The organism is Streptomyces sp. NPDC048191 (assembly GCF_040652655.1).
Classification (GTDB): domain Bacteria; phylum Actinomycetota; class Actinomycetes; order Streptomycetales; family Streptomycetaceae; genus Streptomyces.
Genome location: NZ_JBEZMO010000005.1, coordinates 1 through 26,910 on the forward strand (window position 1 = coordinate 1; position 26,910 = coordinate 26,910).

A 26,910-nucleotide genomic window follows, 5' to 3' on the forward strand; every position below is an offset into this window, starting at 1 on the left:
GCGCCGCCATCTGGTCCAGCCGCACCAACGGCCACCCGGGCGCGTACGCCGTGATGCAGCAGGACGGCAACTTCGTCATCTACGACGCGAACAACCGTTTCCTGTGGAACACCAACACCGCTGGCACCCCAGACAACGCCGGCGCCTGGGCGGTACTGCAGGACGACGGCAACTTCGTCATCTACAGGTCCTACGGGGGACCCACCAGGGGCCAGGCCATATGGTCCAGCAACACCTGGCGAGCGGCAGCGCAATGACGACTAGCACCTGACTCCGCCCGGTTCCCGGGCGGAGTCACCCGGCCGCACCAGGTCAGCCGCCCCTTCCCCTCTCCTGGCGGGGGCGATCGGCCCGGCAGGCCGCGACGGCGATGTGCGTCTTGCCCGGGCGGCCCCAGCCCTTCGCAATGCCGAGATCGGCCACCCGAGACTCACACAGAGCATGTGATGAACTCGGGCTGCAGAAGCCCCGCTGCACATGCCCCTTGGCGTGCCCGGACGCGGAGCTGGGCCCACTTGTCGCAGTGGAAGAGCCCTTCACCAGCCACCGAAAACGAAACGGTCCACCGACTCCGTCGGCGGACCGTCCTGCAAGTTCGAGGCTAGGCTGCTGCCAGGATGTCCACGCTGAAGACCAGCGTGGAGTCCTTCGTGATGGGGCTGCCGGGGGGAGGGCTGCTGCCGTAGCCCAGGTCCGGGGGAACGACGAGGAGGAGGCGGCTGCGGGTCTTCTTGCCCTTCAGGCCTACGGCCCAGCCCTTGACGACCTGCTGCAGGGAAAACGACGTCAGCGCGTTCTTGCTGTACGACGAGTCGAACTCCTTGCCGGTGTCCCACAGGACGCCCTTGTACTGAACAAGGACGGTACTGTTCGCCTTGATCTCGGGGCCGTCGCCTTCCAGGACGTAGGCCGACACGAGTTTGTTGGGAGCTGCGGTTTTGGGGACGTCGATGGCGGGTGCCTTGCCATCGGTGTTGGTGCCGACCTTGGGCAGAGCCGCGTCGTTCTGGGCGACGGCCTTGCCGTGGGCGGAGCTCTTGGAGTTGAAGGTGGCTTCCAGGTCGACAACGAAGACCAGGGTGTCGCTGCCCTTGATCCCTTCCTGAGGATTGCCCTGCGTGCCAAAGCCCCAGGTGGGCGGCACGGAGAACTCGACGCGGCTGCCAGCCTTCTTGCCAGTCAGTGCATAGCGCCAACTGGCGACGACGCCGCCCTGAGCGAGCTGGACGAACACGGGGGTCTTGTCGTCGTAGGAGTTGTCGAAGACTTTGGCGGTGGCCCAGATCTGGCCCAGGAAATTGACCTGGGTGTAGTCATTTGCCGCCGCGATGGGGCCGCTGCCGGCGATGACGGTCCTGACCGCCAGGTCCTTGGAGGGTTCACCCGGGCCTTTGGCGACGGTGGGCTTCTCGCCGAAGCGTGTGCCCGCCGTGATGGCCGGGAGCGGGCCATCGACGATCTTCGGTGGCGGCGGGGGGGAAGTGGCAGGGACCGTGCTAGGGCTGGTCCTGCTGGAGGGGGACTCGTTGTGATCGCATCCCACGAGTGGACACAGCCCCGCAGCGGGTAGCGCAGCAAGGAGGAGGGTGCGTCGGCGCACGGCGGGGCCTCGTATTCGCTCGGTCCTGCGTGGAGGGGCGTGGAGGCAATTTTACGGAGCGAGAGATGCAACTTACGGCGAACACGCCCCGTGCACGGCACTCCGGCCCTGAGGAACATCGGGACCGGATGTGATCCTGGTGGCTCGCATATTCAACTGTCACCAGTTCTCCTAGGCCTGCGTTCCGCGTAATTCCACGCGCCTAGAGCAACGACAGGCCACCTGACCTGCGGAGACGCTCCCGAGGGGCCTGTTGGGGCGTTTCTCTAGGCATAGAGAAACGCCAAGGTCAGAGCGGTGTCGATGTGTGCCGAGGTTCCAGCAATGCGGCGAATCGCGACCGAGCAAAACCGGATGCTTCACGGCAAATAGGCGACTCCTGCGCCGTTCCAGGGGCAGTCCAGCGGCGCAACCTGCTCCTCGATCGCACAACAGTCGCTGGTGGGCCATTACGCCAACCGGTACGCCAACACCAGCGCACAAACATGGATTCCAACCGACCCTCAGCTTGACTCTGTCGGGGATCTTGGTGTTTCCCGGTGCAACGACATGATCAACGGGCATGCTCGCGGCTGTTCCGCAAGCCGACGTAGTTGTTGCGGTGTCCGTTGTCCTCCGTTCCCGTCCCGGTGAGCAAGTCCCTTCTCTGACCGCGCAGATCGCGCGGGCGAGCAACCCGGACGGTACGACGGCGATATGGGTGCGGGACCGGTTGGACGGGCTGTGGCACGACGAGGACTTCGCCGGCTGGTACCCGCGCGACGGCCGTCCGGGGCTGTCGCCCGCCCAGCTGGCCACCGTCTGCGTGTTGCAGTTCGTGCTGGGTCTGTTGGACCGGCAGGCGGCGGAAGCGGTCCGCTGCCGCATCGATTTCACATACGCGCTGGACATGGAGCTGGACGATCCCGGCTTCCACCACAGCGTGCTGGCGGACTTCCGCGAGCGCGTCGCCCAGGACGGCCGCGCCGACCGACTTCTCGATCTGGCGCTTGCCCGCCTGAAGGAAGCCGGGCTCGTACGCGAGCGCAGCACGCGGCGCACCGACTCCACCCACGTCCTGGCCGCGGTACGCGACCTGACCCGGCTGGAACTGGTCACTGAGGCCGTCCGTGCTGCACTGGAAGAAGTCGCCCGCACGGCCGGGCAGCTGCTGGTCGGCCTGGTCGACGAGGACTGGGGGCGCCGCTACGGCCGGCCGGTCCGCCTGGGCAAGAACCCCACCCGGCCCAAGACCAGGATCCTCACCGCTGGCGACGACGCCTGTCGGCTGCTGGAACGCCTCCACCAGCACGAACCGGGCTACCGTCCCGGCCCGCACGCCGAGGCCCTGCGGCAGATCGTCGTGCAGAACTACTACCGCGACGCGGCAGGCCGCCTGCGCTGGCGCACCGCCGACGACGGTGGGCTGCCACCCTCTTCATCGGCGATCGTCTCTCCCTACGACACCACGGCGCGCTACGTCCGGCACGGGCACATCATCCGCTGGAAGGGGTTCGCCGCGCATGTCACCGAGACGTGTGCCCCCGACAGCGTCAACGTGATCACGGACGTGGCCACCACCTCGGCCGCCACGAACGACGGCCAGGCCCTGACCGGCATCCACACCCGACTGGCGCGTCGCGGACTGCTGCCCGCCGAGCACCTGGTCGACGGCGGCTACACCTCCCTGGTCCACCTGGAACGAGCCGAGCGCGAACACCAGGTCACCGTCAGTGGGCCGCTGCCGGGCAACCCCACCCGCCAGCACCGCAAGAACGAGGGCTTCGACCCGGACGACTTCCACATCGGCTTCGACCGCCGACAGGTCACCTGCCCCCAGGACCAGGTCAGCCAGGGCTGGCACGGTCCCTATGCGACCTCCTCGCCCACCGCCGCCCCGCTGATCGTGGCCCGGTTCACCAAGAGCCAGTGCCGCCCCTGCCCGGTCCGCACCCGGTGCACCACCACCACCGCCGACAGCGCCCGGACCGTGGGCTTTCCCCCACGAGAACTCCGCGACCGGATCGGGTTCGTCCGTGATCGTTGGGAGAGCAGGCTCGCCCGCGTCCTCATGGCTGACAGGCCCGCTGGGTTCGGCAAGATCCAGCATGGTGGCGTGGCGGATGAGGATGCCGAGGTGGACCGCTCCGGCCAGGGCGAGCGGGGCGATCATCGACAGGGCTCCGACTGCCGTGTCACCGAGGTGGAGTCCCGAACCGGTCGGGGTCTGGTCGTTGAGACGGACGGCGTGCAGGGTGTTGGCCCACACGCTGGCGGCAGTGGCGGCCAGGAAGAGGGCCCAGACGTAGGCGCGGGCGGTGAAGGCTGCCCGGCGCAGGATGAGCAGGGCTCGGACGCCGTAAGCGATGAACCCGTCGATGACCAGGGGGAAGAGGTAGGTCAGGGCTCCCCGGACGTGGATGGCGTCGGCGGTCTGTCGCAGGGCGTCGTACGACAGGGCGAACCCGGCGGCGGCGAGGACGCTGATGGCGGCGCGGTCCCAGCCGGTGACGCGGCTGGCCGGTATGCGGGAGAGCTGTGCGGTGGTGGGCATCGTGGTGCGGTGCTCCGTGGGCAGTGCCGGGGGGTGGTCTCGGGATCCGTCTTTGCCGTCTTGGGCGTTGCAACCGCAGGTCAGGGCGGTCACGGCAGGAGGTGGTGGGACGGCACGTTGCCGTCTTGGCCGTGTGTGCCGTCTTGCGGGCATGGGCGGTGAGCTGGGGCTTTACGGCTGGGACGGCACGGACGGCACAAGACGCATATCGGTGCCGTCCCACGCCCCGCCTGCCGTCGAGGGCTGACGTGCGCTCGGCGGCAGGCGGGCCGGGCTGCCGTCTTGCGTCCGGTTGCCGTCTTGGCCGTAGCCGTCTGAGCTGCGCAGTTACGGCAGGGACGGCACGTACGCAAACGGCGGAGGTGGTCAGCCTGCGGCGCGTTCGGCGGCGTCCAGCGGGTGGACGGTGGGGCAGTAGCGTCGCCAGGGGTCGGCGAACTTGTTGCGGGTGTAGCCCTTGCGCTGGATCTCGCCGACGCGCACGTTGGCCGAGGAGATGCCGTACTCGCGCAGCATGGCGCTGAGTCCGCGGGCGGTCAGGCCGCCTCGGCCCCATTCACCCCAGGGGGCCTCGGGGTCGTTGTTGAGGGCGTACAGCAGGTCGTCGGTGCACAGGCTGTCCACGTCGCCCCGGCCGAAGAAGATCCGGCGGATGTCGGCGAGGATCCTCGCGCCGCTGGGGTTGTCCTCCTCGGTCTGGACCTCGGAGGCGACCATGCGCGCGCACGCCTGCCGGGCCAGCCGCGGCCACGGGCCGCCCGCCAGGTCGGCGACGATCACCAGGGGCTCCCAGGTGTCGGCGGCCCGGTCCTCGACCGGCATCTCCGGCTCCAGATGCAGGGCCTGGTTCACCAAGGGTTTGGTCCAGGCGGTGAGCCTGGACCGGATCGCGTGCAGGGCCGGGGTGTCCCTCTTGGAGCGGAAGGGCGAGACCCGCTCGCCCGCGGCACGGCGGCGCATGCGGATGACCACCGACCGGTCCATGATCGTGTCCGGCAGATCACCGATACCCGCGATGGCCGCCATCGCGAAGGTGGGGAACTTGCGCGGCGTGTGGTCGTTGCCCACCACCCGCAGCACGTAACGCCCGCGCTGGTGACCAGCGTTGAGCAAGCCCCGCATCTCCTCGTTCTTCTCCGCCATCTTCGGCGTGCCGAAGATGGTGTCCGCCTCATCCACCAGCAGCGTAGGCGGCTCCTCGCCAATCGAGCGGAAGACCGCTGCCGGGGTGGAGTTGACCGTTATCACCGGGTTGTGGACCGTCTCGGTCAACACGTCCAGCAGGCGGGACTTGCCGCACCGCTTCGCCGGGCCCACCACCGCGAGACGCGGCGCGTGCTGCCACGCAGGCTGCAGATGGGTCGCCGCGACCCAGAGCGTGACCGCGTCCAGGGCCTGCTCGGAAGGCAGGATCACGAAGCTCGCGATCAGTCCCTTCAGCTGACTCAGGAGATCGTCGCCCTCAGTGGACGGTGTATCCGGCATGGCGTCGAGCCCCGCCGGCCCGCCCAGGTCGGCCAATGCAGCGGCGGCGTCGTCTCCACACGGTGTGGATACGTCGGCGTGCCCTTGGGTCGACTGATGCCGGCCGAGCTGGCCGGGTATCGCTGCCGGAGGCCATGAAGCGCTGAGGGATGCGCCTACGGCATGCGGGGAAGTAGTCTTCAACGTGCACTCCTGGTGGTGGAGCGCGCGGGCTGGCAGGCCCTGCTCCACCGGTCCGAACGGCTGCTTGCCTGTGGGGTGTTCACCCGGCTCTCGGCGTTCGCACCGCCGAGGCTCTCAAGGCGCACCTACAGGGCTTTCCCGTCAGCGAGCCCGAGGGCTGGCTGTTCACCGCTCCTGAGGGCGGCCCGGTCGTCTACACCCACTTCATGGACGGTGCATGGCGGCCCGCATGCCAGAAGGCCGGCATACCGAAGGGCACTGGTCCCCACGCCCTCCGGCACCACTACGCCAGCCTGCTGATCAAGAACGGCGAGTCGGTGAAGACCGTCTCCGAGCGGCTCGGTCATACCAATGCCGCGATGACGCTGAACATCTACACCCACCTCTGGCCCGACTCCGAGGAGCGGACCCGCGCCGCCGTGGACCGCGCTTACGGCGCCGACAACGACGCGGACCAGGGTGACATCCCGACCGCCGAAGCGGCGTAACGACGCCGATCGGGCTGGCCGGAGTTGGCAGTCCTGCGGACCTCGTGCGGACCGCTAGGCCACCCAACCCACTCCGCCGCAGGTCAGACGGCCTTCCGATGATCGCTTAGACGTTGAAGCGGAACTCCACCACGTCCCCGTCCTGCATGACGTAGTCCTTGCCCTCCATGCGCGCCTTGCCCTTGGCGCGGGCGTCGGCGACCGAGCCCGTCTCGACGAGGTCGTGGAAGGAGATGACCTCGGCCTTGATGAAGCCCTTCTGGAAGTCGGTGTGGATCACGCCGGCCGCTTCGGGGGCCGTGGCGCCCTTCTTGATCGTCCAGGCGCGGGACTCCTTCGGGCCGGCCGTGAGGTAGGTCTGCAGGCCGAGCGTGTTGAAGCCGACGCGGGCGAGGGTGGCGAGGCCGGGCTCGTCCTGGCCGACGGACTGGAGGAGTTCGAGGGCCTCCTCCTCGTCCAGCTCGGCGAGGTCGGCCTCCAGCTTGGCGTTGAGGAAGATCGCCTCGGCCGGGGCGACCAGGGCGCGCTGCTCGTTCTTGAAGTCCTCGTCGACCAGTTCGTCCTCGTCGACGTTGAAGACGTAGAGGAAGGGCTTCGTCGTCAGCAGGTGCAGGTCGTGCAGGAGCTCGTTGCGCTCGGTGCCCTGGACGATGCCGTGGGCGAAGAGGGTGTCGCCCTTCTCGAGGATCTCCTTGGCCTCCTCGACCGCCTTGACCTTGGGCGCCACGTCCTTCTTGATCCGCGACTCCTTCTGGAGACGGGGAAGGACCTTCTCGATGGTCTGGAGGTCCGCCAGGATCAGCTCGGTGTTGATCGTCTCGATGTCGTCCTTCGGCGAGACCTTGCCGTCGACGTGGACGACGTTCTCGTCCTTGAAGGCACGGATGACCTGGCAGATCGCGTCGGACTCACGGATGTTCGCGAGGAACTTGTTGCCGAGGCCCTCGCCCTCGGAGGCGCCGCGCACGATGCCCGCGATGTCCACGAAGTCGACCGTGGCGGGCAGGATACGCTCCGACTTGAAGATCGAGGCCAGCTGGGCGAGGCGGGCGTCGGGGACGCCGACCACGCCGACGTTCGGCTCGATCGTGGCGAACGGGTAGTTGGCCGCCAGCACGTCGTTCTTGGTCAGGGCGTTGAACAGGGTCGACTTGCCGACGTTGGGCAGGCCGACGATTCCGATCGTGAGCGACACGTTGCGACTTCCCGTAGATGAGTGGGCCAGGGGGTGCCAGGGGCCGGAGACCGACGCTGGCCGATCCCCCAGTTTACGGCGTCCGGGCCCGGTGGCTCGCGGGAGCTTCGAACGCCTGGCCAAGCTCTTCCCACCGGCGTGTCTGATGGGCGATTCGGCACATAAACAGACCTAAGTTGGTCCAGTGGAGCAACGCAGAACGCGACCCCCGAACGACGGACCGCGACGCGGCACCCCACCGTCCGCGCACCTGCCCCCGCAGGCCCGGCGCCGGCCGAGGCAGCGGCCCGAGCGGACCGGACGGAAGGTGCGGGTCCCCCCGCCGCTGGTGCCGGGCCCGCGCCTCACCGGGCTCGGCAGCGGGCTGTTCTGTGGTCTCCTGATGTTCCTGCTCGGCTTCCTGGACGCCTTGTTCTTCGGCGCCTCGCTGCCCACGTACGGCGTGCTGTTCATCCCGGTGTGCGTCCTGACCGCGCTGTGGGTGCGGGCGGGGGACGTGCTGACCGCCCCGGTGGTCGTACCGATCGCGTTCGCCGTGGGGCTGCTGCCCGTCGCCGGTGGCGAGGGGGGGCTCCTCGGCCGGTTGATGGGACTGTTCACCGGGCTCGCCACCCAGGCCGGCTGGCTGTACGGCGGGACGCTCGTCGCCGGGGTGATCGTGCTCGTACGCCGGGTGCGGTGGGTACGGCGGCGGCGCCGGAGCTGAGCGGCGCGCGCGGCCGCCGGGCGCTACGACAGCTGGGCCGCTCTCATCGCCGCTCCCACGATCCCCGCGTTGTTCTGCAGCTGTGCGGGGACGATCTCGGCCTTGACGCCCTCGACGAGGTGCAGGAACTTGTCGGCCTTGCGGCTGACTCCGCCGCCGATGATGAACAGCTCCGGCGAGAACAGCATCTCCACGTGCGCGAGGTACTTCTGGACGCGGCGTGCCCACTGCTCCCAGGACAGGTCGTGGTCCTCCTTCGCCTTGCTGGAGGCACGCCTCTCGGCGTCGTGGCCGTTCAGCTCCAGGTGGCCCAGTTCGGTGTTGGGGACGAGGGCGCCGTCCACGAAGACGGCGCTGCCGATGCCGGTGCCGAAGGTGAGCAGGATCACCGTGCCCGCGCGGTCCCGGCCGGCGCCGAACTGCATCTCGGCGACGCCCGCCGCGTCCGCGTCGTTGACCACGGTCACCGGCAGGCCGCCGAGCCTGCCGCCGAACAACGCGCGCGCGTCCGTGTCGATCCAGCTCTTGTCGACGTTCGCCGCCGTCCGGATCATGGCGCCGCCCGTGACCACGCCGGGGAAGGTCAGACCGACCGGGCCGGTCCAGCCGAAGTGGTCCACGACCTGCTTCACCCCGTCGGCCACGCCTTCCGGTGTCGCCGGGTGCGGGGTGAGCACCTTGCAGCGCTCCTGGGCCAGGTCGCCCTTTTCCAGGTCCACGGGAGCGCCCTTGATCCCGGATCCGCCGATGTCCACGCCGAAGATCTGCATGGCACCACGTTACGACGGACGACTGACGGTCACTCCCCGGCAGTGCCGCTGCCGCCGCGCTCGGCGGCCAGGGCGGCCGCTTCCTCGCGCAGGTCGCGGCGCAGCTCCTTGGGCAGCGAGAAGGTGATCGACTCCTCGGCCGCCTTGACGATCTCCACGTCGCCGTAGCCGCGCTCGGCGAGCCACTCCAGGACCTGCTCGACCAGGACCTCGGGCACGGAGGCGCCGGAGGTGACGCCCACGGTGGTCACGCCCTCCAGCCAGGCCTCGTCGATCTCACTGGCGAAGTCCACCAGGTAGGCCTCGCGGGCGCCCGCGAGCTTGGCGACCTCGACCAGCCGCTTGGAGTTGGAGGAGTTGCGCGAGCCGACCACGAGGACCAGTTCGGCCTCGGCGCCCATCTGCTTCACGGCGAGCTGGCGGTTCTGCGTGGCGTAGCAGATGTCGTCGCTCGGCGGGGAGACGAGACCGGGGAACTTCGTCTTCAGGGCGTCGACGGTCTCCATGGTCTCGTCGACGGAGAGCGTGGTCTGTGACAGCCAGACGACCTTCGACGGGTCACGGACCTCGACCTTGGCGACGTCCCCGGGGCCGTCCACGAGCTGGATGTGCTCGGGGGCCTCGCCGGAGGTGCCGATGACCTCCTCGTGGCCCTCGTGGCCGATCAGGAGGATGTCGTAGTCCTCCTTGGCGTAGCGGACGGCTTCCTTGTGGACCTTGGTGACCAGGGGGCAGGTGGCGTCGATGGTGGCGAGGCGGCCGCGCTCGGCCTCCTCGTGCACGACCGGGGCGACGCCGTGCGCGGAGAACATGACGATGTTGCCCGGTGGCACCTCCTCCGTCCGCTCGACGAAGACGGCGCCCTTCTTCTCCAGGGTCTGCACCACGTACTTGTTGTGGACGATCTCGTGCCGGACGTAGATCGGGGCCCCGTACTGTTCCAGGGCCTTCTCGACGGCGATCACGGCGCGGTCCACACCGGCGCAGTAGCCCCGGGGGGCGGCGAGCAGGACACGGCGGCCAGACGAAGCGGTCATGCGTCCCATCGTAAGGGTGCGTCCGGGGCGCGGAGATCGCGTCCGGCCACGGTCTCCTCTTCATCGCGCCCATGGCACCGGCCGGCGCGTTCGGCGCGCTGGACGCGACGTCGCACGGCGCGGTGGCGCTGGTGCAGGTGGTGGCCACGGTCTCCGGTGGCCGGGGCGGTGATCTGGGTGACGGTGAGCTGGCGGCGAGCGGGACGGCGCGGGCGGTGGGCGCGGTGTGGCCGGGCGTCGGCCTATGCCGGTGGGGCAGCGGGACAGGAAGCGGTGACCGTGGGCCGACGGCGCTCCCCTGTCGGTACCCCCCGTTACGCTCGACCCCATGCCTGTGAACAGCACTCCCGAAGCCCCCCTCCCCGTGGGCGAGGTCTCCCGGCTGATCGGGGGCTGGATCGACCGGCTCGGTGCGGTGTGGGTCGAGGGGCAGATCACGCAGTTGTCGCGGCGGCCCGGCGCCGGGGTCGTGTTCCTGACGCTGCGGGATCCGTCGTACGACGTCTCCGTGAGCGTGACCTGCTACCGGCAGGTGTTCGACGCCGTGGCGGACGTCGTCGGCGAGGGTGCCCGCGTCGTCGTCCTCGCCAAGCCCGAGTGGTACGCCCCGCGCGGACAGCTGTCCCTGCGCGCCGCCGAGATAAGGCCCGTCGGTGTCGGGGAGCTGCTGGCCCGGCTGGAGCGGCTGAAGAAGGCGCTCGCGGCGGAGGGGCTGTTCGCGCCGGAGCGTAAGAAGCCGCTGCCGTTCCTGCCGCAGCTGATCGGGCTGGTCTGCGGCCGGGCCTCCGCAGCGGAGCGGGACGTGCTGGAGAACGCCCGGCACCGCTGGCCCGCCGTCCGCTTCGAGGTGCGCAACGTCCCGGTGCAGGGGGTGCACGCCGTCCCGCAGGTCGTGCAGGCCGTCAAGGAGCTGGACGAGATCGAGGACGTCGACGTCATCATCGTCGCGCGGGGTGGCGGCAGTGTGGAGGACCTGCTGCCGTTCTCCGACGAGCAGTTGGTGCGGGCCGTGGCCGAGTGCCGTACGCCCGTCGTGTCCGCGATCGGGCACGAGCCGGACAACCCGCTGCTGGATCACGTCGCCGACCTGCGCGCCTCCACGCCCACCGACGCGGCCAAGAAGGTCGTGCCGGACGTGGGTGAGGAGTTCGAGCGGGTGCGGATGCTGCGGGACCGGGCCCGGCGGTGCATGGCCGCGTCCGTGGAGCGCGAGGAGCGCGGGCTGGCGCACGCCCTGGCCCGGCCCTCGATGGAGGATCCGCACCGGATGATCGACGAGCGCGCCGACCAGGTGGCGTCCCTCGTCGACCGCGGCCGGCGCACGCTCGGCCATCTCCTGGACCGCGCGGACTCGGAACTGACGCACACGCACGCGCGCGTGGTGGCCCTCTCCCCCGCGGCCACGCTCAGGCGGGGCTACGCGGTGCTGCAGAGGGCGGACGGGCACGTGGTGCGCGGCCCGGACGAGGTGACGGGCGGCGAGGCGCTCCGGGCCCGCGTCGCCGACGGCGAATTCACGGTGAAGGTGAGCGAATGAGCAGCAAGACCGATGAGGCACTCCCCTACGAGCAGGCGCGGGACGAGCTGATCGAGGTCGTACGTCGCCTGGAGGCGGGCGGTACGACGCTGGAGGAGTCCCTGGCGCTGTGGGAGCGCGGCGAGGAGCTGGCCAAGGTGTGCCGGCGCTGGCTGGAGGGGGCGCGGGCCCGGCTGGACGCGGCGCTGGCCGAGGAGTCCGAAGAGGAGGACGCCGAGTAGGCGTCGGCGACCGGGGTTGTGAGGCGGGTCACCGCACCCCGAGATTTGTTGAAGGTTGAACTTCAGCTGTCGTACAGTCGTGCCGTCAGCCGATCCGGACCACGGTCCGGTACGTCGGACCAAGGCACCTAGGAAGTTCACCCATGTCTCTCGTTCTTGACCCCGCTGCCCAGGACCTGCTGTTCCGTGAGGCCCGCACCGCGAACACCTTCACCGACGAGCCGGTGACCGAGGAGCAGGTCCAGGCGATCTACGACCTGGTCAAGTACGGCCCCACCGCCTTCAACCAGAGCCCGCTGCGCATCACCCTGGTCCGCTCCACCGAGGCCCGTGAGCGCCTGGTGCAGCACATGGCCGAGGGCAACCAGCCCAAGACCGCCACCGCCCCGCTGGTCGCGATCCTCTCCGCGGACAACGAGTTCCACGAGGAGCTGCCGGCCCTCTTCCCGCACTTCCCGCAGGCCAAGGACGTGTTCTTCAGCGAGCGTCCGGCCCGTGAGGGCGCCGCCGCGCTGAACGCCGCCCTGCAGGCCGCCTACTTCATCATCGGCATCCGCGCCGCGGGCCTCGCCGCCGGCCCGATGACCGGCCTCGACTTCGAGGGCGTCCGCAAGGAGTTCCTGGACGACGACCACACCCCGCTGATGGTCGTCAACATCGGCAAGCCGGGCCCGGACGCCTGGTTCCCGCGCTCGCCGCGCCTGGCGTACGACGACGTCGTCACGACCGTCTGAGCGGATCCGTACGCGAAGAGGCCCCCGGCACGGCCGGGGGCCTCTTCGCGTACGGGGACGTCACCGCATCTTCAGCGACGCCGCCATCTTCGTCAGCTCCGCGAAGGACGCCGTGCCGGCCACCACCGTCGTGGAGCCGGACGCACCGTTCAGGACGAGGGCGTCGTAGCGGCCGCCGGTGTACCGGGTCCAGGTGCGGCCGTCGATGGACTCGGTCTTCTTCGTGGCCGACGCGCCCTGGCTGGCGTCGTGGATGAAGTCGGCCGCCTTCTGGGTCGACTGCTCGATCTGCACGTACTGGCTGTCCGGGGTCTGGAAGCCCAGGTGCCAGCGGTCGCCGTCCTCGCCCTGGAAGCGTACGGAGGTCGCCTTCCAGGTACTCGGCAGGCCCTCGGGTGCGGCCACCGGGTAGCTCGCCGCGCGGCGGGCCGTGAGCAGCTCGACCCGGTAGTCGACCCGCTTGAGGTCGGGAGCGTGATCGTCGTGCGGGATGCTGAGGAAGTAGACGACCGCCGCCGCGATGCCGATCAGGGCCAGGGAGAGAATCATGTCCCGGGCCGTCTTCTGCTTGCCGTTCGAACCTGCCACGCCCCCTATCGTCGCAGGTGCCCCAAGCGCTCATCCGTGGGGTCCCCTGCTCATTTTGTCTGCCTAACGATAGAGTCAGGGTCCAATACCCTCATCCGGCCGTCGTCGTATCAGAAAGGTGCGCTCCGATGACCGAAAATCATCATCTGCCGTCCGAGCTGGACGTTCCCTCCGAGGCTCCCGACCGCAACCTCGCCCTGGAACTCGTCCGGGTGACCGAAGCCGCCGCGATGGCAGCGGGCCGCTGGGTGGGGCGCGGTGACAAGAACGGCGCCGACGGTGCCGCGGTGCGCGCCATGCGGACCCTCGTCTCCACCGTGTCGATGAACGGCGTCGTCGTCATCGGCGAGGGCGAGAAGGACGAGGCGCCGATGCTCTTCAACGGGGAGCACGTGGGCGACGGCACCGGCCCCGAGGTCGACATCGCGGTCGACCCGATCGACGGGACCACGCTGACGGCCAAGGGAATGCCGAACGCGATCGCCGTCCTCGCCGCCGCCGAGCGGGGCGCCATGTTCGACCCGTCCGCCGTGTTCTACATGGACAAACTGGTCACCGGCCCGGAGGCCGCCGACTTCGTCGACATCGACGCGCCCGTGGCCGTCAACATCAGGCGGATCGCCAAGGCGAAGAAGGCCACGCCGGAGGACGTCACCGTCGTCATCCTCGACCGGCCCCGGCACGAGGGCCTGATCAGGGAGGTCCGGGAGGCCGGCGCGCGCATCAAGCTGATCTCCGACGGCGACGTGGCCGGCTCCGTCTACGCGCTGCGCGAGGGCACCGGCGTCGACCTGCTCCTCGGTGTCGGCGGCACGCCGGAGGGCATCATCTCGGCCTGCGCCGTGAAGTGCCTGGGCGGGACCATCCAGGGCAAGCTGTGGCCCAAGGACGACGAGGAGCGGGCGCGCGCCATCGACGCCGGGCACGACCTGGACCGCGTTCTGACGACCGACGACCTGGTGTCCGGGGAGAACGTCTTCTTCGTCGCGACCGGCATCACCGACGGTGAGCTGCTGCGGGGTGTGCGGTACAAGTCGGAGACCGCGCTGACCGAGTCCATCGTCATGCGGTCGAAGTCCGGGACGGTCCGCAGGATCGACTCCGAGCACCGGCTGAGCAAGCTGCGGGCCTACAGCGCGATCGACTTCGACCGCGCCAAGTAGGTCAGGGGCGAACCGCACCCCCGCAGTGGCGGGCGCCCCCTGTGCGGAGGGGGCGCACCTGTCCGCTCATCCAGCCATGCGGTCGGCCGTCGTCGCCCTCGCCGTCTTCTTCAGTTCCATCTCCCGGCGGCGGCGCCTGGCCAGCACCACACGGCGTTCGGCCGCCGTCAGGCCGCCCCACACGCCGTACGGTTCGGGCTGGAGGAGGGCGTGTTCGCGGCACTCGACCATCACCGGGCAGCGGGCGCAGACACGCTTGGCCGCCTCCTCGCGGGACAGCCGGGCGGCGGTCGGCTCCTTCGACGGGGCGAAGAACAGGCCGGCCTCGTCGCGCCGGCACACCGCCTCGGTGTGCCACGGAGCGTCTTGGTCCCTGTCTCGCACTGGCACCCGCTGGGCCGGAACGGCAGCGACCTGCAGGGACGAATGCGGCGGTTGCAGCACGGTCTACTCCTGACGACGGCTTCGCGAGCGAGAGACGATGCAGCAAGGCCTACCCGCTGTGCGCGCGCCTATGCACAGCGTTCCCACCCGTCGGCGCGCGTGCGGCTCGTTCGCGCCCCCGCCATGACGACACAGGCGGAGCGGAACCCTCCATTCACCGGCGGATTCGCGGCCGTCAATGGCCCAGGTGCCTGCGCATCTTCCGGTCGACCTTGTCCTGGACCCGCTCCAGCTTGCGGTCGACTTTGCTCTGCACCCGCTCCAGGATGTCCGCCACGCGCTTGCCGCGCCTGGGACGCGCCTCGACATTGCCGAGTACGGCCCACCCGTCGACGTAGACGACCGGCGCGTCGGACTCGACCGAATCCAGCGTGTCCACCTCGAAGTTGCCGAGGACGCCACCGCCGGTGCCACGCAGCGACACGTTCTCCGGGACGCGGATCTGGACGTCACCGAAGACCGAGACGGCCTTGATCACCACCTGCTGGTACTCGAAGATCGCCTCGCTGAGGTCGATCTCGACACTGCCGAAGACCGAGTACGCGTGGAGACGGCGGCCGGCGCGCCAACGGCCCCGGCGCACCGCGCTGCTGAAGACGGCGACCACGTTGGCGTCGGCCTCGTGCGGGATCGCACCCGGGGCGGGGCGGGGCGGAACCGGCGTGTAGCCGGGGGCGGCGCCCTGGTGGGCCGCGGGCAGGTCACGGATGAAGGCCTCCAGCTCGCCCACCGTCTTGGCGTGCAGCACGCCGTCGACGCGCTCGGCGTGCTCGTCGGCGGTCAGCCGGCCCTCGGCGAGGGCCTCACGGAGGAGGTCGGCGATGCGATCGCGGTCGGCGTCCGAGGCACGCAGCTCGGAGACAGGTGCTTCGGTGTGCTTCTGAAGGTCCACGGGGACAGCGTACCGAAACGCGATAGATCGCGACTAGGGGCTGTGGAAAACCCCGACGTGCCGAACTGAGCCTTACCTCACAGGTTCCGTGTCGGTGGCAGGTTCTAGGCTGGTGACGCCCGCCGATGTCGACGGGCGGCCGTCCGTCAGAGTGAGGAATGGGCTGAGATGCCTGAGTTCGCGTACACCGATCTGCTCCCCCAGGGAGAGGACACCACCCCGTACCGGCTGGTGACGTCCGAGGGCGTCTCCACCGTCGAGGGCCCGGACGGGCGGACGTTCCTCAAGGTGGAGCCGGAGGCGCTGCGCAAGCTGGCCGAGGAGGCCATCCACGACATCCAGCACTACCTGCGCCCCGCCCACCTCGCCCAGCTGCGCCGGATCGTCGACGACCCCGAGGCGTCCAACAACGACAAGTTCGTCGCCCTGGACCTGCTGAAGAACGCGAACATCGCGGCGGCCGGCGTGCTCCCGATGTGTCAGGACACCGGCACGGCGATCGTCATGGGCAAGCGCGGGCAGAACGTGCTGACCGAGGGCGGCGACGAGGCGGCCCTCTCGCGCGGCATCTACGACGCGTACCTGAACCTCAACCTGCGCTACTCGCAGATGGCTCCGCTCACCATGTGGGAGGAGAAGAACACCGGCTCCAACCTGCCGGCCCAGATCGAGCTGTACGCCACCGACGGCGGCGCCTACAAGTTCCTCTTCATGGCGAAGGGCGGCGGCAGCGCCAACAAGTCCTTCCTCTACCAGGAGACGAAGGCCGTCCTGAACGAGGCCTCCATGATGAAGTTCCTGGAGGAGAAGATCCGTTCGCTCGGCACGGCCGCCTGCCCGCCGTACCACCTGGCGATCGTCGTCGGCGGCACCAGCGCGGAGTACGCGCTGAAGACCGCGAAGTACGCCTCCGCGCACTACCTGGACGAGATCCCGGCCGAGGGCTCGGAGCTCGGCCACGGCTTCCGCGACAAGGAGCTGGAGCAGAAGGTCTTCGAGCTGACGCAGAAGATCGGCATCGGCGCGCAGTTCGGCGGCAAGTACTTCTGCCACGACGTCCGCGTGGTCCGCCTGCCCCGGCACGGCGCCTCCTGCCCGGTCGCGATCGCGGTCTCCTGCTCGGCGGACCGCCAGGCGGTCGCCAAGATCACGGCCGAGGGCGTCTTCCTGGAGCAGCTGGAGACGGACCCGGCGCGCTTCCTGCCGGAGACGACGGACGAGCACCTCGAGTCGGACGGCGACGTGGTCAAGATCGACCTCAACCAGCCGATGGACACGATCCTCGCCGAGCTCACCAAGTACCCGGTGAAGACCCGCCTGTCCCTCACCGGCCCGCTGGTCGTCGCCCGTGACATCGCGCACGCGAAGATCAAGGAGCGCCTGGACGCGGGCGAGGAGATGCCGCAGTACCTGAAGGACCACCCGGTGTACTACGCGGGCCCGGCGAAGACCCCCGAGGGCTACGCCTCCGGCTCCTTCGGTCCCACGACGGCCGGCCGCATGGACTCCTACGTGGAGCAGTTCCAGGCGGCGGGCGGCTCGAAGGTGATGCTCGCCAAGGGCAACCGGTCGAAGCAGGTCACCGACGCGTGCGACGCGCACGGCGGCTTCTACCTGGGCTCCATCGGCGGCCCGGCGGCCCGTCTCGCCCAGGACTGCATCAAGAAGGTCGAGGTCCAGGAGTACGAGGAGCTGGGCATGGAGGCCGTCTGGAAGATCGAGGTCGAGGACTTCCCGGCGTTCATCGTCGTGGACGACAAGGGCAACGACTTCTTCCAGGACCCGGCCCCGCAGCCGACGTTCACCTCGATCCCGGTCCGGGGTCCTGGGCTGGCGTAAGAGCCTCGCTGGGGTACACGGCGGCTCCACGTGCCCGTTGGAGCCGCCTCACACCTCCGCTTCGCGCACCGCGCAGACGAACGACGCCCAGGCCGACGTACCGAAGACCAACGCCGGGCCGTGGGGGGCCTTGGAGTCGCGGACGGGCAGGCCGTGGGGGTGGTGGTCCACCACCTCGACGCAGCTACCCTCGTTCCCCCCGCTGTAGGTCGACTTGCGCCAGCCCTCCAGCGCGGAGGACTCGGGGATGATGTGCTGCTCAGTCATGGTGGCCGTATTCCTTCGCAATCGACCGCAGCAAGGCCAGCGACTCCCGCTGCGGCAGGGCTTCTCCGAGCACCAGATCGTAGGCGGCCTGGATACGCTCGACCAGGGCCGGTTCGTCGTGCACCGTGCCCGAGAAGGCCCCTTCCTCGTAGGCCACCGGAGGCTGATCCTCGAACCACATCAACGTGACCATGCCGCCGAGGAGCGGGTGCCCTCCATGCCCCAGCGGCACGATGTACAGCCGGATCCGCTCGGCCTCCACCAGCCCGACGAGACGCGTGATCTGATCCGCCATCACCTCGGGGCCGCCGATCGGCCGCCGCAGAACGACCTCGTCGAGCAGCGCCCAGACGATCGGTGTGCGAGCGTCCTCAAGGACCCGAGCCCGATCAAGCCGGGTCGCGACGGCCTCTACACGGTCCTCCTTGACCAGGGGCGGGAAGGACACGTCCCGCAGCACCGCATCGGCGTACGCCTCCGTCTGGAGAATCCCGGGCACGAACGACAGCGCGAACTCCCGGAGCATCACTGCCTGTTGTTCCAACGCCAACGCGGCCTCGAAATGCGCCGCCACCGGCCTCCGCTCGTTCCCCGGCCGGAAACTGGTCAACGCGCCGCGCGTATTGAGCACCCTGTCCAGCCTCCGCGCGTCCTCCTGAGACGGCACCCTCCTCCCCGCCTCAATATGCGCGATATGCGTCCGCGACATGATCGCCGCCTCCGCCAGCTGCTGCTGCGTCAGCTCCGCCGCCTCCCGCTGCTGCCTCAGCCAGTCGCCGTACGCGGTGGTCATGTGGCACCCCTTCGCAATCGGTCACTCACTCAGCGTAGTCGCGGGGAACAACCCGGCGCACCTGATCGCTATAGCTGCCATGAGCGACTACCGCATCGAGCACGACTCCATGGGCGAGGTCCGCGTCCCCGCCACCGCCAAGTGGCGCGCCCAGACCCAGCGTGCCGTCGAGAACTTCCCGATCTCGGGCCAGCGACTGGAACGCGCCCACATCGAAGCGCTCGCCCGGATCAAGGGCGCCGCCGCCAAGGTGAACGCCGAACTCGGCGTGCTCGACAAGGAGACGGCCGAGGCGATTCAGCAGGCCGCGGCCGAGGTCGCCGAGGGAAAGTGGGACGAGCACTTCCCCGTCGACGTCTTCCAGACCGGGTCGGGCACCTCGTCCAACATGAACACCAACGAGGTCATCGCGACGCTCGCCAGTGAACGGCTCGGCCGGGACGTGCACCCGAACGACCACGTCAACGCCTCCCAGTCGTCCAACGACGTCTTCCCCTCCTCCCTCCACATCGCCGCCACCGCGGCCGTGACCCACGACCTCGTCCCCGCCCTCGAGCACCTCGCCGCCTCCCTGACCCGCAAGTCCGGGGAGTTCGCCGACGTCGTGAAGTCGGGGCGGACCCACCTCATGGACGCCACCCCCGTCACGCTCGGCCAGGAGTTCGGCGGATACGCCGCCCAGATCCGCTACGGCGTCGAGCGACTGCACACCTCCCTGCCGCGGCTGGCCGAGCTGCCGCTGGGCGGCACCGCGGTGGGCACCGGCATCAACACCCCGCCCGGCTTCTCCGCCGCCGTCATCCAGGAGGTCGCCCGGGCCACCGGGCTGCCGTTGACCGAGGCCCGCGACCACTTCGAGGCGCAGGGTGCCCGGGACGGGATCGTGGAGACCAGCGGGCAGCTGCGGACCATCGCGGTCGGGCTGACGAAGATCGCCAACGATCTGCGCTGGATGTCCTCCGGCCCGCGCACCGGGCTCGCCGAGATCCGCCTGCCCGACCTGCAGCCGGGCTCGTCCATCATGCCGGGCAAGGTCAACCCGGTCGTGCCGGAGGCGGTGTTGATGGTCGCCGCCCAGGTCGTCGGCAACGACGCCACCATCGCCACCGCCGGCGCGGCCGGGAACTTCGAGCTGAACGTGATGCTCCCGGTCATCGCCAAGAACGTGCTCGAGTCGGTCCGGCTGCTGGCCAACGTCTCGCGGCTGCTGGCCGACCGCACGATCGACGGCATCACCGCCGACCGGGAGCGGACCCGCGAGTACGCCGAGTCCTCCCCGTCCGTGGTCACGCCGCTCAACAAGTACATCGGCTACGAGGAGGCGGCGAAGGTCGCCAAGAAGTCCCTCGCCGAGCGGAAGACGATCCGCCAGGTCGTGCTGGAGAGCGGGTACGTCGAGCGCGGCGACCTGACCCTGGAGCAGCTGGACGAGGCGCTGGATGTCCTGCGCATGACGCACCCGTAACCGGGAGCGAACCTTTCCGGCCACTGGCAGGGAACCGTGATGTGGACCGCAGCATCGCATGCCCACGGCACCTAATATCTGTCCATGACGGACGACGGAGCGATGACACGCGTGGACACGGCACCTGCGCACTGGATGCCGGGGACCCCGATCCTGTGGCGCTACCGGGAGAACGCCGGCGAGCACTTCCACATCGCCCGGCCCGTCACCGTCGTACGCGACGACGCGGAACTCCTCGCGGTATGGCTCGCGCCCGGCACCGAGTGCATGAAGCCGGTCCTCGCCGACGGCAGCCCCGTGCACCTGGAGCCGCTGGAGTCCCGCTACACCAGGCCGCGCACGGTGCAGCGGGACCACTGGTTCGGCACCGGCGTGCTGAAGCTGGCCCAGCCCGGGAAGCCCTGGTCGGTGTGGCTGTTCTGGGAGCCGGGCTGGCAGTTCAAGAACTGGTACGTCAACCTCGAGCAGCCCCTGCGGCGGTGGGCGGGCGGGGTGGACTCCGAGGACTACTTCCTGGACATCTCCGTGCACCCGGACCGCAGCTGGCACTGGCGCGACGAGGACGAGTTCGCGCAGGCCCAGCGGGACGGGCTGATGGACGCGGCGACCGCGGAGCGGGTGCGGGCGGCCGGACGGGACGCGGTCGAGGTGATCGACGCCTGGGGGCCGCCGTTCTCCGACGGCTGGCAGCACTGGCGCCCGGATCCGTCCTGGGCGGTACCTTCTCTCCCCGAGGACTGGGACCGTACGCCCGTGCACGTGTCCTCATGAGACCCTTGATGCGCCCCCGGGCAAGAAACGTAGGATCGTCCTCCGCAAGGGCGCACACAAGCAACTCCCGGAGCATGCGCCGGGCTTGACCGATCGTCATCGAGGGGCGGCAGCAGGTGAGCGAGGGGAACCAGGGCACAGGAACTGCCTCCGACCACGCGGGAATTCCGTTCCTGGGACACGTATTGCGGGTATCGGGACTTCTGCGGGAGCAACTGCGCGCCCGGCGTGCAGTGCCATACGGATGGATGCGACACGCGTGACGGAGCAGCCCACCTCCTTCGAGCGCCCTCAGGGCGCCGACCCCGCGGAGGGCCGCGGGGCGCTCCTGCGTACCCCGAAGCCTGCCGCCACCCCGGCCTTACCGGTACAGGCCCGGTCGGAGGGAGCGTCCTCCGGACCGGGCACGGCCACGCCCTGTGGCCAGGGAAAGGACGGCAAGGGGAAGGAGCCCCCAGTCAACGGCCCCGAGCACTCCCAGCCCGCCACCACCGAGCCCGGCGCACACCGCCCGCGCCCCGCGCCGGAGGGCATTCCGCCGCAGCCAGGCACCGAGCAGGAGCGGGCGCCGGGCGGCCAGGAGCGGCGTACCGGGCGCGGGCTTCCGCCGGGCCGCCCGATGCCGATGCGGCGCGACGGGGACCGGCTCAGATTCGTGGGCGCGGCCACCCGGCGGATCGCGCGCGGCCTCGATCTGGACGAGATCGTGATGGGGCTGTGCCGGGCGACCGTGCCGACGTTCTCCGACGCGATCCTGGTCTATCTGCGCGACCCGCTGCCGGTCGGCGACGAGCGGCCCACCGGTCCGGTGGTGCTGCGGCTGCGCCGTACCGACCGGATCCCGGAGGAGCGGGACACCGATGGTGTGCTGCTGCCGCCGGCCTTCGACCCGGAGCCGGAGCCGAGCGCGCTGGCCGAGCTGTCCTCGCTCACCACCGAGCTGTGCGAGGTGCGTCCCGGCGGCGCGCTGAACGAGGTGCTGCGCGGGGTGCGGCCGGTGTTCGCCGACGCGCCCGCGGCCCGGTCCGCACTGCCCGAGCTGCTCGGCGAGTGCGCCGAGGCGGTCGTACCGTCCGGGCAGCACGCGATTCTCGCGCCGCTGCGCGGCCGGCGCCGGGTGATCGGCGCGGCCCTGTTCCTGCGCCGCCCGGAGCGGCTCGCGTTCGAGAGCGACGACCTGCTCGTGGCGGCGCAGCTGGCCACGCACAGCGCGCTCGGCATCGACAAGGCGGTGCTGTACGGCCGTGAGGCGTACATCGCCGACGAGCTGCAGCGCACCATGCTGCCCGAGACCCTGCCCCGCCCGACCGGGGTGCGGCTCGCCTCCCGCTATCTGCCGGCCGCCGAGACCGCGCGGGTGGGCGGGGACTGGTACGACGCGATCCCGCTGCCCGGCAGCCGGGTCGCGCTGGTGGTCGGTGACGTGATGGGGCACTCCATGACGTCGGCGGCGATCATGGGCCAGCTGCGTACGACCGCGCAGACCCTGGCCGGGCTCGACCTGCCGCCGCAGGAGGTGCTGCACCACCTGGACGAGCAGGCGCAGCGGCTCGGCACCGACCGCATGGCGACGTGTCTGTACGCCGTCTACGACCCGGTCACGCACCGCATCACCATCGCCAACGCGGGCCATCCGCCGCCCGTGCTGCTGCACCTGGGCGGCCGCGCCGAGGTGCTGCGGGTGCCGCCGGGCGCGCCGATCGGCGTCGGCGGGGTGGACTTCGAGGCGGTCGAGCTGGACGCGCCCGCGGGGGCCACGCTGCTGCTGTACACCGACGGCCTGGTGGAGTCCCGGCTGCGGGACGTGTGGACCGGCATAGAGCAGCTGCGCGAAAAGCTCGCCGCGACCGCCCAGTTGACCGGCCCGGACCATCCGCCGCCGCTGGAGGCCCTGTGCGACGAGGTGCTGGACATGCTCGGCCCGGGCGACCGGGACGACGACATCGCGCTGCTCGCGGCCCGTTTCGACGGGATCGCGCCGAGCGATGTCGCGTACTGGAAGCTGGAGCCGGAGGAGACGGCCCCCGGTCAGGCTCGCCGGCTGGCCCGGCGCGCGCTCGCCCGCTGGGGCCTGGAGGACCTGTCGGACTCGGTGGAGCTGCTGGTCAGCGAGGTCGTGACGAACGCCGTACGGTACGCCTCCCGGCCGGTGACGCTACGGCTGCTGCGCACGGACGTGCTGCGCTGCGAGGTCGGTGACGACGTGCCGCAGCTGCCGCGGCTGAGGCAGGCCCGGGCCACGGACGAGGGCGGGCGCGGCCTGTACCTCGTCAACAGGCTGGCCCGCCGCTGGGGCGCGACCCGGCTGAGCATGGGCAAGGTGGTCTGGTTCGAGCTGAACCGGAACTGAGGCCGCCCGCACGCGCGAAGGGCGCCCGGGGAGTTCCCGGGCGCCCTTCGCGCGTGCGTTCCTACTGGCCGAAGTTCTGGCCGCCGCCCGGATCGAGCGGGTTGTCCGTGATGGTGCCCGTCGGCGACTGCGTCGGCGACTGCGTGGGGGACTGCGTGGGTGACTGGGTCGGCGACTGGGTCGGCGACTGCGTCGGCGTCCTGGACGGCGGCGTGGACGTGGGCGGCTTGCTGGTCGGCGTGTGCGACGGCGTCTGCGACGGGGTCTGGGAGTGCGTCGGCGTCTGGGTCGGCTGGACCGCCGCGCCCTGCGTCGTGTTCAGGTCGAACTTGCTGACGTCACCCATCGCCTCGAAGGTGTACGCGGCCCAGATCATCGCCGGATAGCCGCCGCCGTTGATGCGGCCGGTGTGACCGATGGGGTTGAGGGGGCCGGTGGCACCGGTCAGCGGAACCTGGGCGTGGGTCTTGGCGGACTCGCCGAACATGCCGACCGAGGTGACCAGGCCGGGCGTGTAGCCGGTGAACCAGGCCGACTTGTTGTTGTCGGACGTACCCGTCTTGCCGGCGACCTGCTGGCCGTCGCGCGCCGAGTTGCCCGCCACCGACTGGCTGGCCGTACCGTCGTCGACCACGCCGGTGAGCACCGAGGTGACCGTGTCGGCCGCCTCGCGGGGGATCACCTGGTCGCCGATCGGGTCCGGCACGGTGACGCTGATGTCCTTGTGCTCGGCCGACTTGATGATCGCCGGGGTGACCTTCTTGCCGTGGTTGTCGAAGGTCGCGTAGATGCCGGCCATCTCCAGCGGGCTGGCGCCCATGGAACCCAGCGTCTGCGCGGGGACCGGATCCATGCCCTTGGTGTCCATGCCGAGCTTGCCGGCCACGTCCATCACGTTCTTCATGCCCACGTCGACGCCCATCTGCGCGAAGACGGAGTTGACGGACTGGTTCATGGCCTTCTGGACGGTGATGGGGCCGTAGCTCTTGTCGTCCTCGTTGGGCGGGCCGAAGCCGACCTTGCTGCCGTGGTCCACGACCTGGCGGCCGCTGGTGCCGTCGTAGATCGTGTTCGCCGTGATGGGCTGACCCTCCTGCGTCTGGGCGCCCTCGGCCAGGGCGGCGGCCAGGATCACCGGCTTGAAGGTGGAGGCGGGCTGGTAGTCGCGGCGGGTCGCGTTGTTGTAGAAGTGCTTGAAGTAGTCCGTACCGCCGTACATGGCGAGGACCTTGCCCGTGCCCGGGTCGACGGACACGGCACCGGGCTGGACGTCGCCGTCGACGGAGCGCTTCTTCGGATCGAGCTTGCTGGTCAGCTGCTCGGTGACGGACTGCTCCAGCTCGCGCTGCTTCTTCCTGTCGATGTTGAGCGTGATGGTCCAGCCGCCCTTTTTCACCAACGCCTCGGCGTCACCGAGGGAGTTGGCCCTGCCCTGGGCGACCAGCTGCTTCTCCAGCGCCGTGTTGGCCGCGTCCACCAGGTAGCCGGTCTGTCCCTTCATGCCGGGCGCCGCCTTGGGGGCCTTCGGTTCCGGGAACGTCATGGCCTGGCGCTTGCCCGCGTCCAGCCAGTGCTGTTTGACCATGTTGTCCAGGACGTAGTTCCAGCGGGCCTTGGCCATCTTCTTGCCGGTGTCGGTGGCGACGGCCCAGTCGTACTGGTTCGGCGCCTGGAGCAGCGCGGCCAGGTAGGCACCCTGCTGGACCGAAAGGTCCTTGGCGTCCTTGTGGTAGTACGCCTGTGCCGCGGCCTGGATGCCGTACGCACCGCGGCCGTAGTAGCTGGTGTTGATGTAGCCCGCGAGGATGTAGTCCTTGGACTTCTGGCGGTCCAGCTTCAGCGAGATGACCAGTTCCTTCAGCTTGCGCGAGACGGTCTGGTTCTGGTCCAGGTAGTAGTTCTTGACGTACTGCTGGGTGATCGTCGAACCGCCCTGCGTGCCGCGCCCCATGACGGTGTTGAGCACACCGCGGGCGGTGCCCCTCAGGTCGACGCCGGCGTCGTGGTAGAAGGTCTTGTTCTCGGCCGCGACGAAGGTCCGCTGGACCCCCTTGGGGACATCGGCGAGGTCGACGCTCTCCCGGTTGAGGTAGCCGGTGCGGGTGAGCATCGTGCCGTCGCTGTACTTGTAGATGTTGCTCTGCAGCTGGGCGTCGGCGTTCCCGGCCGGGATGTCGACGTACATGTACAGCCCGATGAAGGCCGCGATCACGAGCAGGCACGTCCCGAAGAACGTGCCGAGGACCTTCTTCCAGGTGAACAGCCGGCGTATGCGGCCCTTGGCGGGCTTGCCACCGGCTGGGGCACCCGCCGTGGGGGCGGAGCGGCCGCGCCTGGGCGCCGCGCGGTGGCCACCGCGCTGTCGCGCTCGTCTCTCTTCCGCTCGTCCCATGGGTCCCTTCGCTCCGCTTCCGTCTCGGGGTCAGCTCCGAAAACTAACACCCGCCTATATGACAAAGGACGTCTGATCCGTTCTTTTACGGACGTGACAATCAGCACCTGCTCCAAGGGAACCGACGGATCTGGAGGTCACAGGGTTGCCTTCGGGCGTAAAAGTGATATCACTTAGCTAGGCAGAAGATAGGCACCACCGGAACGGGGACCACCATGACCGCCAACGACTCCACTCCCGACGCACTCGACGTGCCCGAGATGCCCGCGCCGCGGGTGCGGGAGTTCACCGCGCACAGCATCGGCGGCGGGCTCGCCCTGCTGCTCGGCCTGCTCGGGCTCGGCGCCACCGCCGCGCTGCTCGCCGCCGCCTCGGCCGTCTCCGCCGCCGGCGCCAAGGGCGGGCTCGTCGTCGCCGGGATCGTCGTCTTCCTCGCCGCCGTCATCTCGCTGCGCGGCCTGAACACCGTCGCGCCCGGCGAGGCCCGGGTCGTCCAGCTCTTCGGGCGCTACCGGGGCACGATCCGGCAGGACGGCCTGCGCTGGGTGAACCCCTTCACCTCACGGACCCGCATCTCCACCCGGGTGCGCAACCACGAGACCGCCGTACTGAAGGTCAACGACGCCTACGGCAACCCGATCGAGCTGGCCGCGGTCGTGGTCTGGAAGGTCCAGGACACCGCGCAGGCCACCTTCGAGGTGGACGACTTCGCCGAGTTCGTCGCCACCCAGACCGAGACGGCCGTACGGCACATCGCGATCGAGTACCCCTACGACGCCCACGACGAGGCCGGGCTGTCACTGCGCGGCAACGCCGAGGAGATCACCGAGAAGCTGGCCGTCGAGCTGCAGGCGCGGGTGCAGGCGGCCGGAGTGCGGATCATCGAGTCGCGCTTCACCCATCTCGCGTACGCTCCCGAGATCGCCTCGGCGATGCTCCAGCGGCAGCAGGCCGGCGCGGTCGTGGCCGCGCGGCGGCAGATCGTGGACGGCGCGGTCGGCATGGTCGAGGCGGCGCTCGGCCGCATCGCGGAGGCGGACATCGTGGAACTGGACGAGGAGCGCAAGGCGGCGATGGTGTCCAACCTGATGGTGGTGCTGTGCGGCGACCGGGCCCCGCAGCCGGTCCTCAACACCGGGACCCTCTACCAGTGACGGATCCTTCGGAGACTCCGAAGCGGCGGCCGCAGCAGCGCAAGCAGGTGCTGCTGCGGCTCGACCCGTCGGTGTACGAGGCACTGGCCCGCTGGGCCGGCGACGAGCTGCGGTCGGCCAACGCGCAGATCGAGTTCCTGCTGCGCAAGGCGCTGGCGGAGGCGGGGCGGCTGCCGAAGGACACCGGACCGCTGCCGCGTCGCGGCCGGCCCCCTGTTTCGTAACTGTGACAATCGGCCCCTACCAGGGCCGCCGTACCCCCTGCCACGGCCACCGCACTCCGCGTATACATGCGGCGTATAC

Annotated in this window: 22 protein-coding genes and 4 pseudogenes; 14 read left to right on the forward strand and 12 right to left on the reverse strand. The window is 69.9% G+C overall.

What is annotated here, in order from left to right; translation table 11 throughout:
- Positions 1 to 257 (forward strand): annotated as a pseudogene (locus AB0D93_RS10520) (hypothetical protein); the annotation flags it as partial.
- 344 nt (positions 258 to 601) lie between these two features.
- Here AB0D93_RS10520 and AB0D93_RS10525 read toward each other — a convergent pair.
- A complete protein-coding gene (locus AB0D93_RS10525) occupies positions 602 to 1,600 on the reverse strand; it encodes an FKBP-type peptidyl-prolyl cis-trans isomerase (RefSeq protein WP_362116302.1) in 999 nt (332 codons plus the stop codon).
- Positions 1,601 to 2,162: 562 nt separating this feature from the next.
- Between AB0D93_RS10525 and AB0D93_RS10530 the strand changes: the two are divergent.
- Positions 2,163 to 2,519: pseudogene (locus AB0D93_RS10530) on the forward strand (transposase); the annotation flags it as partial.
- Positions 2,520 to 3,701: 1,182 nt separating this feature from the next.
- Here the strand turns inward: AB0D93_RS10530 and AB0D93_RS10535 are convergent.
- Together AB0D93_RS10535 and AB0D93_RS10540 are read right to left on the reverse strand one after the other, a co-directional pair.
- Positions 3,702 to 4,133 (reverse strand): annotated as a pseudogene (locus AB0D93_RS10535) (DUF2637 domain-containing protein); the annotation flags it as partial.
- Positions 4,134 to 4,499: 366 nt separating this feature from the next.
- Entirely contained in the window at positions 4,500 to 5,618 is a 1,119-nt protein-coding gene (locus AB0D93_RS10540) for a DUF3631 domain-containing protein (RefSeq protein ID WP_362116305.1), read from the reverse strand.
- A 290-nt stretch (positions 5,619 to 5,908) separates the two neighbouring features.
- Here AB0D93_RS10540 and AB0D93_RS10545 point away from each other — a divergent pair.
- Positions 5,909 to 6,289, forward strand: a pseudogene (locus AB0D93_RS10545) (tyrosine-type recombinase/integrase); the annotation flags it as partial.
- A 106-nt stretch (positions 6,290 to 6,395) separates the two neighbouring features.
- On the opposite strand, the gene ychF reads toward AB0D93_RS10545, so the two are convergent.
- Positions 6,396 to 7,484 (reverse strand): redox-regulated ATPase YchF, encoded by a 1,089-nt coding sequence (gene ychF / locus AB0D93_RS10550; RefSeq protein ID WP_362116308.1) that lies wholly within the window; start codon positions 7,482 to 7,484, stop codon positions 6,396 to 6,398.
- A 184-nt stretch (positions 7,485 to 7,668) separates the two neighbouring features.
- On the opposite strand from ychF, the gene AB0D93_RS10555 reads away from it, so the two are divergent.
- A complete protein-coding gene (locus tag AB0D93_RS10555) occupies positions 7,669 to 8,190 on the forward strand; it encodes a DUF6542 domain-containing protein (RefSeq protein ID WP_362116312.1) in 522 nt (173 codons plus the stop codon).
- 23 nt (positions 8,191 to 8,213) lie between these two features.
- Here AB0D93_RS10555 and ppgK read toward each other — a convergent pair whose 3' ends face one another.
- Positions 8,214 to 8,960: a polyphosphate--glucose phosphotransferase gene (gene ppgK, locus AB0D93_RS10560; protein ID WP_362116315.1), complete on the reverse strand. Its 747-nt coding sequence runs from the start codon at positions 8,958 to 8,960 to the stop codon at positions 8,214 to 8,216.
- A 29-nt stretch (positions 8,961 to 8,989) separates the two neighbouring features.
- Entirely contained in the window at positions 8,990 to 9,997 is a 1,008-nt protein-coding gene (locus tag AB0D93_RS10565) for a 4-hydroxy-3-methylbut-2-enyl diphosphate reductase (protein WP_362116318.1), read from the reverse strand.
- Between the two features lie 328 nt (positions 9,998 to 10,325).
- Here AB0D93_RS10565 and xseA point away from each other — a divergent pair, with 328 nt between their 5' ends.
- From xseA to AB0D93_RS10580, 3 genes are all read left to right on the forward strand, one after another.
- Positions 10,326 to 11,534, forward strand: coding sequence for an exodeoxyribonuclease VII large subunit (gene xseA, locus AB0D93_RS10570; RefSeq protein WP_362116321.1), 1,209 nt, complete (start codon positions 10,326 to 10,328; stop codon positions 11,532 to 11,534).
- Positions 11,531 to 11,755, forward strand: a complete 225-nt coding sequence (locus AB0D93_RS10575) for an exodeoxyribonuclease VII small subunit (protein ID WP_362116324.1) — start codon at positions 11,531 to 11,533, stop codon at positions 11,753 to 11,755. The genes xseA and AB0D93_RS10575 overlap by 4 nt, the downstream gene beginning before the upstream one ends.
- Before the next feature lie 143 nt (positions 11,756 to 11,898).
- Complete coding sequence (locus tag AB0D93_RS10580) at positions 11,899 to 12,489, forward strand: malonic semialdehyde reductase (RefSeq protein WP_362116327.1); 591 nt, start codon at positions 11,899 to 11,901, stop codon at positions 12,487 to 12,489.
- A gap of 60 nt (positions 12,490 to 12,549) precedes the next feature.
- Here AB0D93_RS10580 and AB0D93_RS10585 read toward each other — a convergent pair whose 3' ends face one another.
- Complete coding sequence (locus AB0D93_RS10585) at positions 12,550 to 13,077, reverse strand: DUF4245 domain-containing protein (RefSeq protein ID WP_362116330.1); 528 nt, start codon at positions 13,075 to 13,077, stop codon at positions 12,550 to 12,552.
- Between the two features lie 128 nt (positions 13,078 to 13,205).
- Here AB0D93_RS10585 and glpX point away from each other — a divergent pair, with 128 nt between their 5' ends.
- The gene (gene glpX / locus AB0D93_RS10590; RefSeq protein ID WP_362116333.1) at positions 13,206 to 14,240 is read left to right on the forward strand and encodes a class II fructose-bisphosphatase; all 1,035 of its coding nucleotides are present in this window, start codon (positions 13,206 to 13,208) and stop codon (positions 14,238 to 14,240) included.
- A 66-nt stretch (positions 14,241 to 14,306) separates the two neighbouring features.
- Here the strand turns inward: glpX and AB0D93_RS10595 are convergent, their stop codons facing one another.
- Complete coding sequence (locus AB0D93_RS10595; RefSeq protein WP_362116336.1) at positions 14,307 to 14,684, reverse strand: WhiB family transcriptional regulator; 378 nt, start codon at positions 14,682 to 14,684, stop codon at positions 14,307 to 14,309.
- Positions 14,685 to 14,859: 175 nt separating this feature from the next.
- Complete coding sequence (locus tag AB0D93_RS10600; RefSeq protein ID WP_362116339.1) at positions 14,860 to 15,576, reverse strand: DUF1707 domain-containing protein; 717 nt, start codon at positions 15,574 to 15,576, stop codon at positions 14,860 to 14,862.
- A gap of 168 nt (positions 15,577 to 15,744) precedes the next feature.
- On the opposite strand from AB0D93_RS10600, the gene AB0D93_RS10605 reads away from it, so the two are divergent.
- Complete coding sequence (locus tag AB0D93_RS10605; protein ID WP_362116342.1) at positions 15,745 to 17,415, forward strand: fumarate hydratase; 1,671 nt, start codon at positions 15,745 to 15,747, stop codon at positions 17,413 to 17,415.
- Positions 17,416 to 17,463: 48 nt separating this feature from the next.
- On the opposite strand, the gene AB0D93_RS10610 is transcribed toward AB0D93_RS10605, so the two are convergent.
- Complete coding sequence (locus AB0D93_RS10610; RefSeq protein WP_362116345.1) at positions 17,464 to 17,682, reverse strand: DUF397 domain-containing protein; 219 nt, start codon at positions 17,680 to 17,682, stop codon at positions 17,464 to 17,466.
- Positions 17,675 to 18,475 (reverse strand): helix-turn-helix transcriptional regulator, encoded by an 801-nt coding sequence (locus AB0D93_RS10615; RefSeq protein ID WP_362116348.1) that lies wholly within the window; start codon positions 18,473 to 18,475, stop codon positions 17,675 to 17,677. Before AB0D93_RS10615 ends, AB0D93_RS10610 begins: the two co-directional genes overlap by 8 nt.
- A 79-nt stretch (positions 18,476 to 18,554) precedes the next feature.
- Here AB0D93_RS10615 and AB0D93_RS10620 point away from each other — a divergent pair, with 79 nt between their 5' ends.
- The 3 genes from AB0D93_RS10620 to AB0D93_RS10630 all read left to right on the forward strand — a co-directional run bounded on the left by AB0D93_RS10620 (position 18,555) and on the right by AB0D93_RS10630 (position 23,061).
- On the forward strand, positions 18,555 to 19,940 hold the full coding sequence (locus tag AB0D93_RS10620) for a class II fumarate hydratase (protein WP_362116351.1): 1,386 nt from the start codon (positions 18,555 to 18,557) through the stop codon (positions 19,938 to 19,940).
- 84 nt (positions 19,941 to 20,024) lie between these two features.
- Positions 20,025 to 20,711, forward strand: coding sequence for a DUF402 domain-containing protein (locus AB0D93_RS10625; RefSeq protein WP_362116354.1), 687 nt, complete (start codon positions 20,025 to 20,027; stop codon positions 20,709 to 20,711).
- A gap of 259 nt (positions 20,712 to 20,970) precedes the next feature.
- Positions 20,971 to 23,061 (forward strand): SpoIIE family protein phosphatase, encoded by a 2,091-nt coding sequence (locus AB0D93_RS10630; RefSeq protein WP_362116357.1) that lies wholly within the window; start codon positions 20,971 to 20,973, stop codon positions 23,059 to 23,061.
- Positions 23,062 to 23,122: 61 nt separating this feature from the next.
- Here the strand turns inward: AB0D93_RS10630 and AB0D93_RS10635 are convergent, their stop codons facing one another.
- Positions 23,123 to 25,453, reverse strand: a complete 2,331-nt coding sequence (locus tag AB0D93_RS10635) for a transglycosylase domain-containing protein (protein WP_362116360.1) — start codon at positions 25,451 to 25,453, stop codon at positions 23,123 to 23,125.
- 215 nt (positions 25,454 to 25,668) lie between these two features.
- Here AB0D93_RS10635 and AB0D93_RS10640 point away from each other — a divergent pair, with 215 nt between their 5' ends.
- Both AB0D93_RS10640 and AB0D93_RS10645 read left to right on the forward strand, forming a co-directional pair.
- Positions 25,669 to 26,607 (forward strand): SPFH domain-containing protein, encoded by a 939-nt coding sequence (locus AB0D93_RS10640; protein ID WP_362116363.1) that lies wholly within the window; start codon positions 25,669 to 25,671, stop codon positions 26,605 to 26,607.
- A complete protein-coding gene (locus AB0D93_RS10645; RefSeq protein ID WP_362116366.1) occupies positions 26,604 to 26,831 on the forward strand; it encodes a hypothetical protein in 228 nt (75 codons plus the stop codon). The genes AB0D93_RS10640 and AB0D93_RS10645 overlap by 4 nt, the downstream gene beginning before the upstream one ends.
- Positions 26,832 to 26,910: the final 79 nt, after the last annotated feature.

Excerpts from the sequence above, each read along its gene's own strand:
- AB0D93_RS10540 (WP_362116305.1), bottom strand. The coding sequence starts at position 5,618 with ATGCCGGATACACCGTCCACTGAGGGCGACGATCTCCTGAGTCAGCTG.
- AB0D93_RS10620 (WP_362116351.1), top strand. The coding sequence starts at position 18,555 with ATGAGCGACTACCGCATCGAGCACGACTCCATGGGCGAGGTCCGCGTC.
- AB0D93_RS10605 (WP_362116342.1), top strand. The coding sequence starts at position 15,745 with ATGCCTGAGTTCGCGTACACCGATCTGCTCCCCCAGGGAGAGGACACC.
- AB0D93_RS10615 (WP_362116348.1), bottom strand. The coding sequence starts at position 18,475 with ATGACCACCGCGTACGGCGACTGGCTGAGGCAGCAGCGGGAGGCGGCG.
- AB0D93_RS10625 (WP_362116354.1), top strand. The coding sequence starts at position 20,025 with ATGACGGACGACGGAGCGATGACACGCGTGGACACGGCACCTGCGCAC.
- glpX (WP_362116333.1), top strand. The coding sequence starts at position 13,206 with ATGACCGAAAATCATCATCTGCCGTCCGAGCTGGACGTTCCCTCCGAG.
- ppgK (WP_362116315.1), bottom strand. The coding sequence starts at position 8,960 with ATGCAGATCTTCGGCGTGGACATCGGCGGATCCGGGATCAAGGGCGCT.
- AB0D93_RS10565 (WP_362116318.1), bottom strand. The coding sequence starts at position 9,997 with ATGACCGCTTCGTCTGGCCGCCGTGTCCTGCTCGCCGCCCCCCGGGGC.
- xseA (WP_362116321.1), top strand. The coding sequence starts at position 10,326 with ATGCCTGTGAACAGCACTCCCGAAGCCCCCCTCCCCGTGGGCGAGGTC.
- AB0D93_RS10610 (WP_362116345.1), bottom strand. The coding sequence starts at position 17,682 with ATGACTGAGCAGCACATCATCCCCGAGTCCTCCGCGCTGGAGGGCTGG.
- AB0D93_RS10640 (WP_362116363.1), top strand. The coding sequence starts at position 25,669 with ATGACCGCCAACGACTCCACTCCCGACGCACTCGACGTGCCCGAGATG.
- AB0D93_RS10580 (WP_362116327.1), top strand. The coding sequence starts at position 11,899 with ATGTCTCTCGTTCTTGACCCCGCTGCCCAGGACCTGCTGTTCCGTGAG.
- AB0D93_RS10635 (WP_362116360.1), bottom strand. The coding sequence starts at position 25,453 with ATGGGACGAGCGGAAGAGAGACGAGCGCGACAGCGCGGTGGCCACCGC.
- AB0D93_RS10575 (WP_362116324.1), top strand. The coding sequence starts at position 11,531 with ATGAGCAGCAAGACCGATGAGGCACTCCCCTACGAGCAGGCGCGGGAC.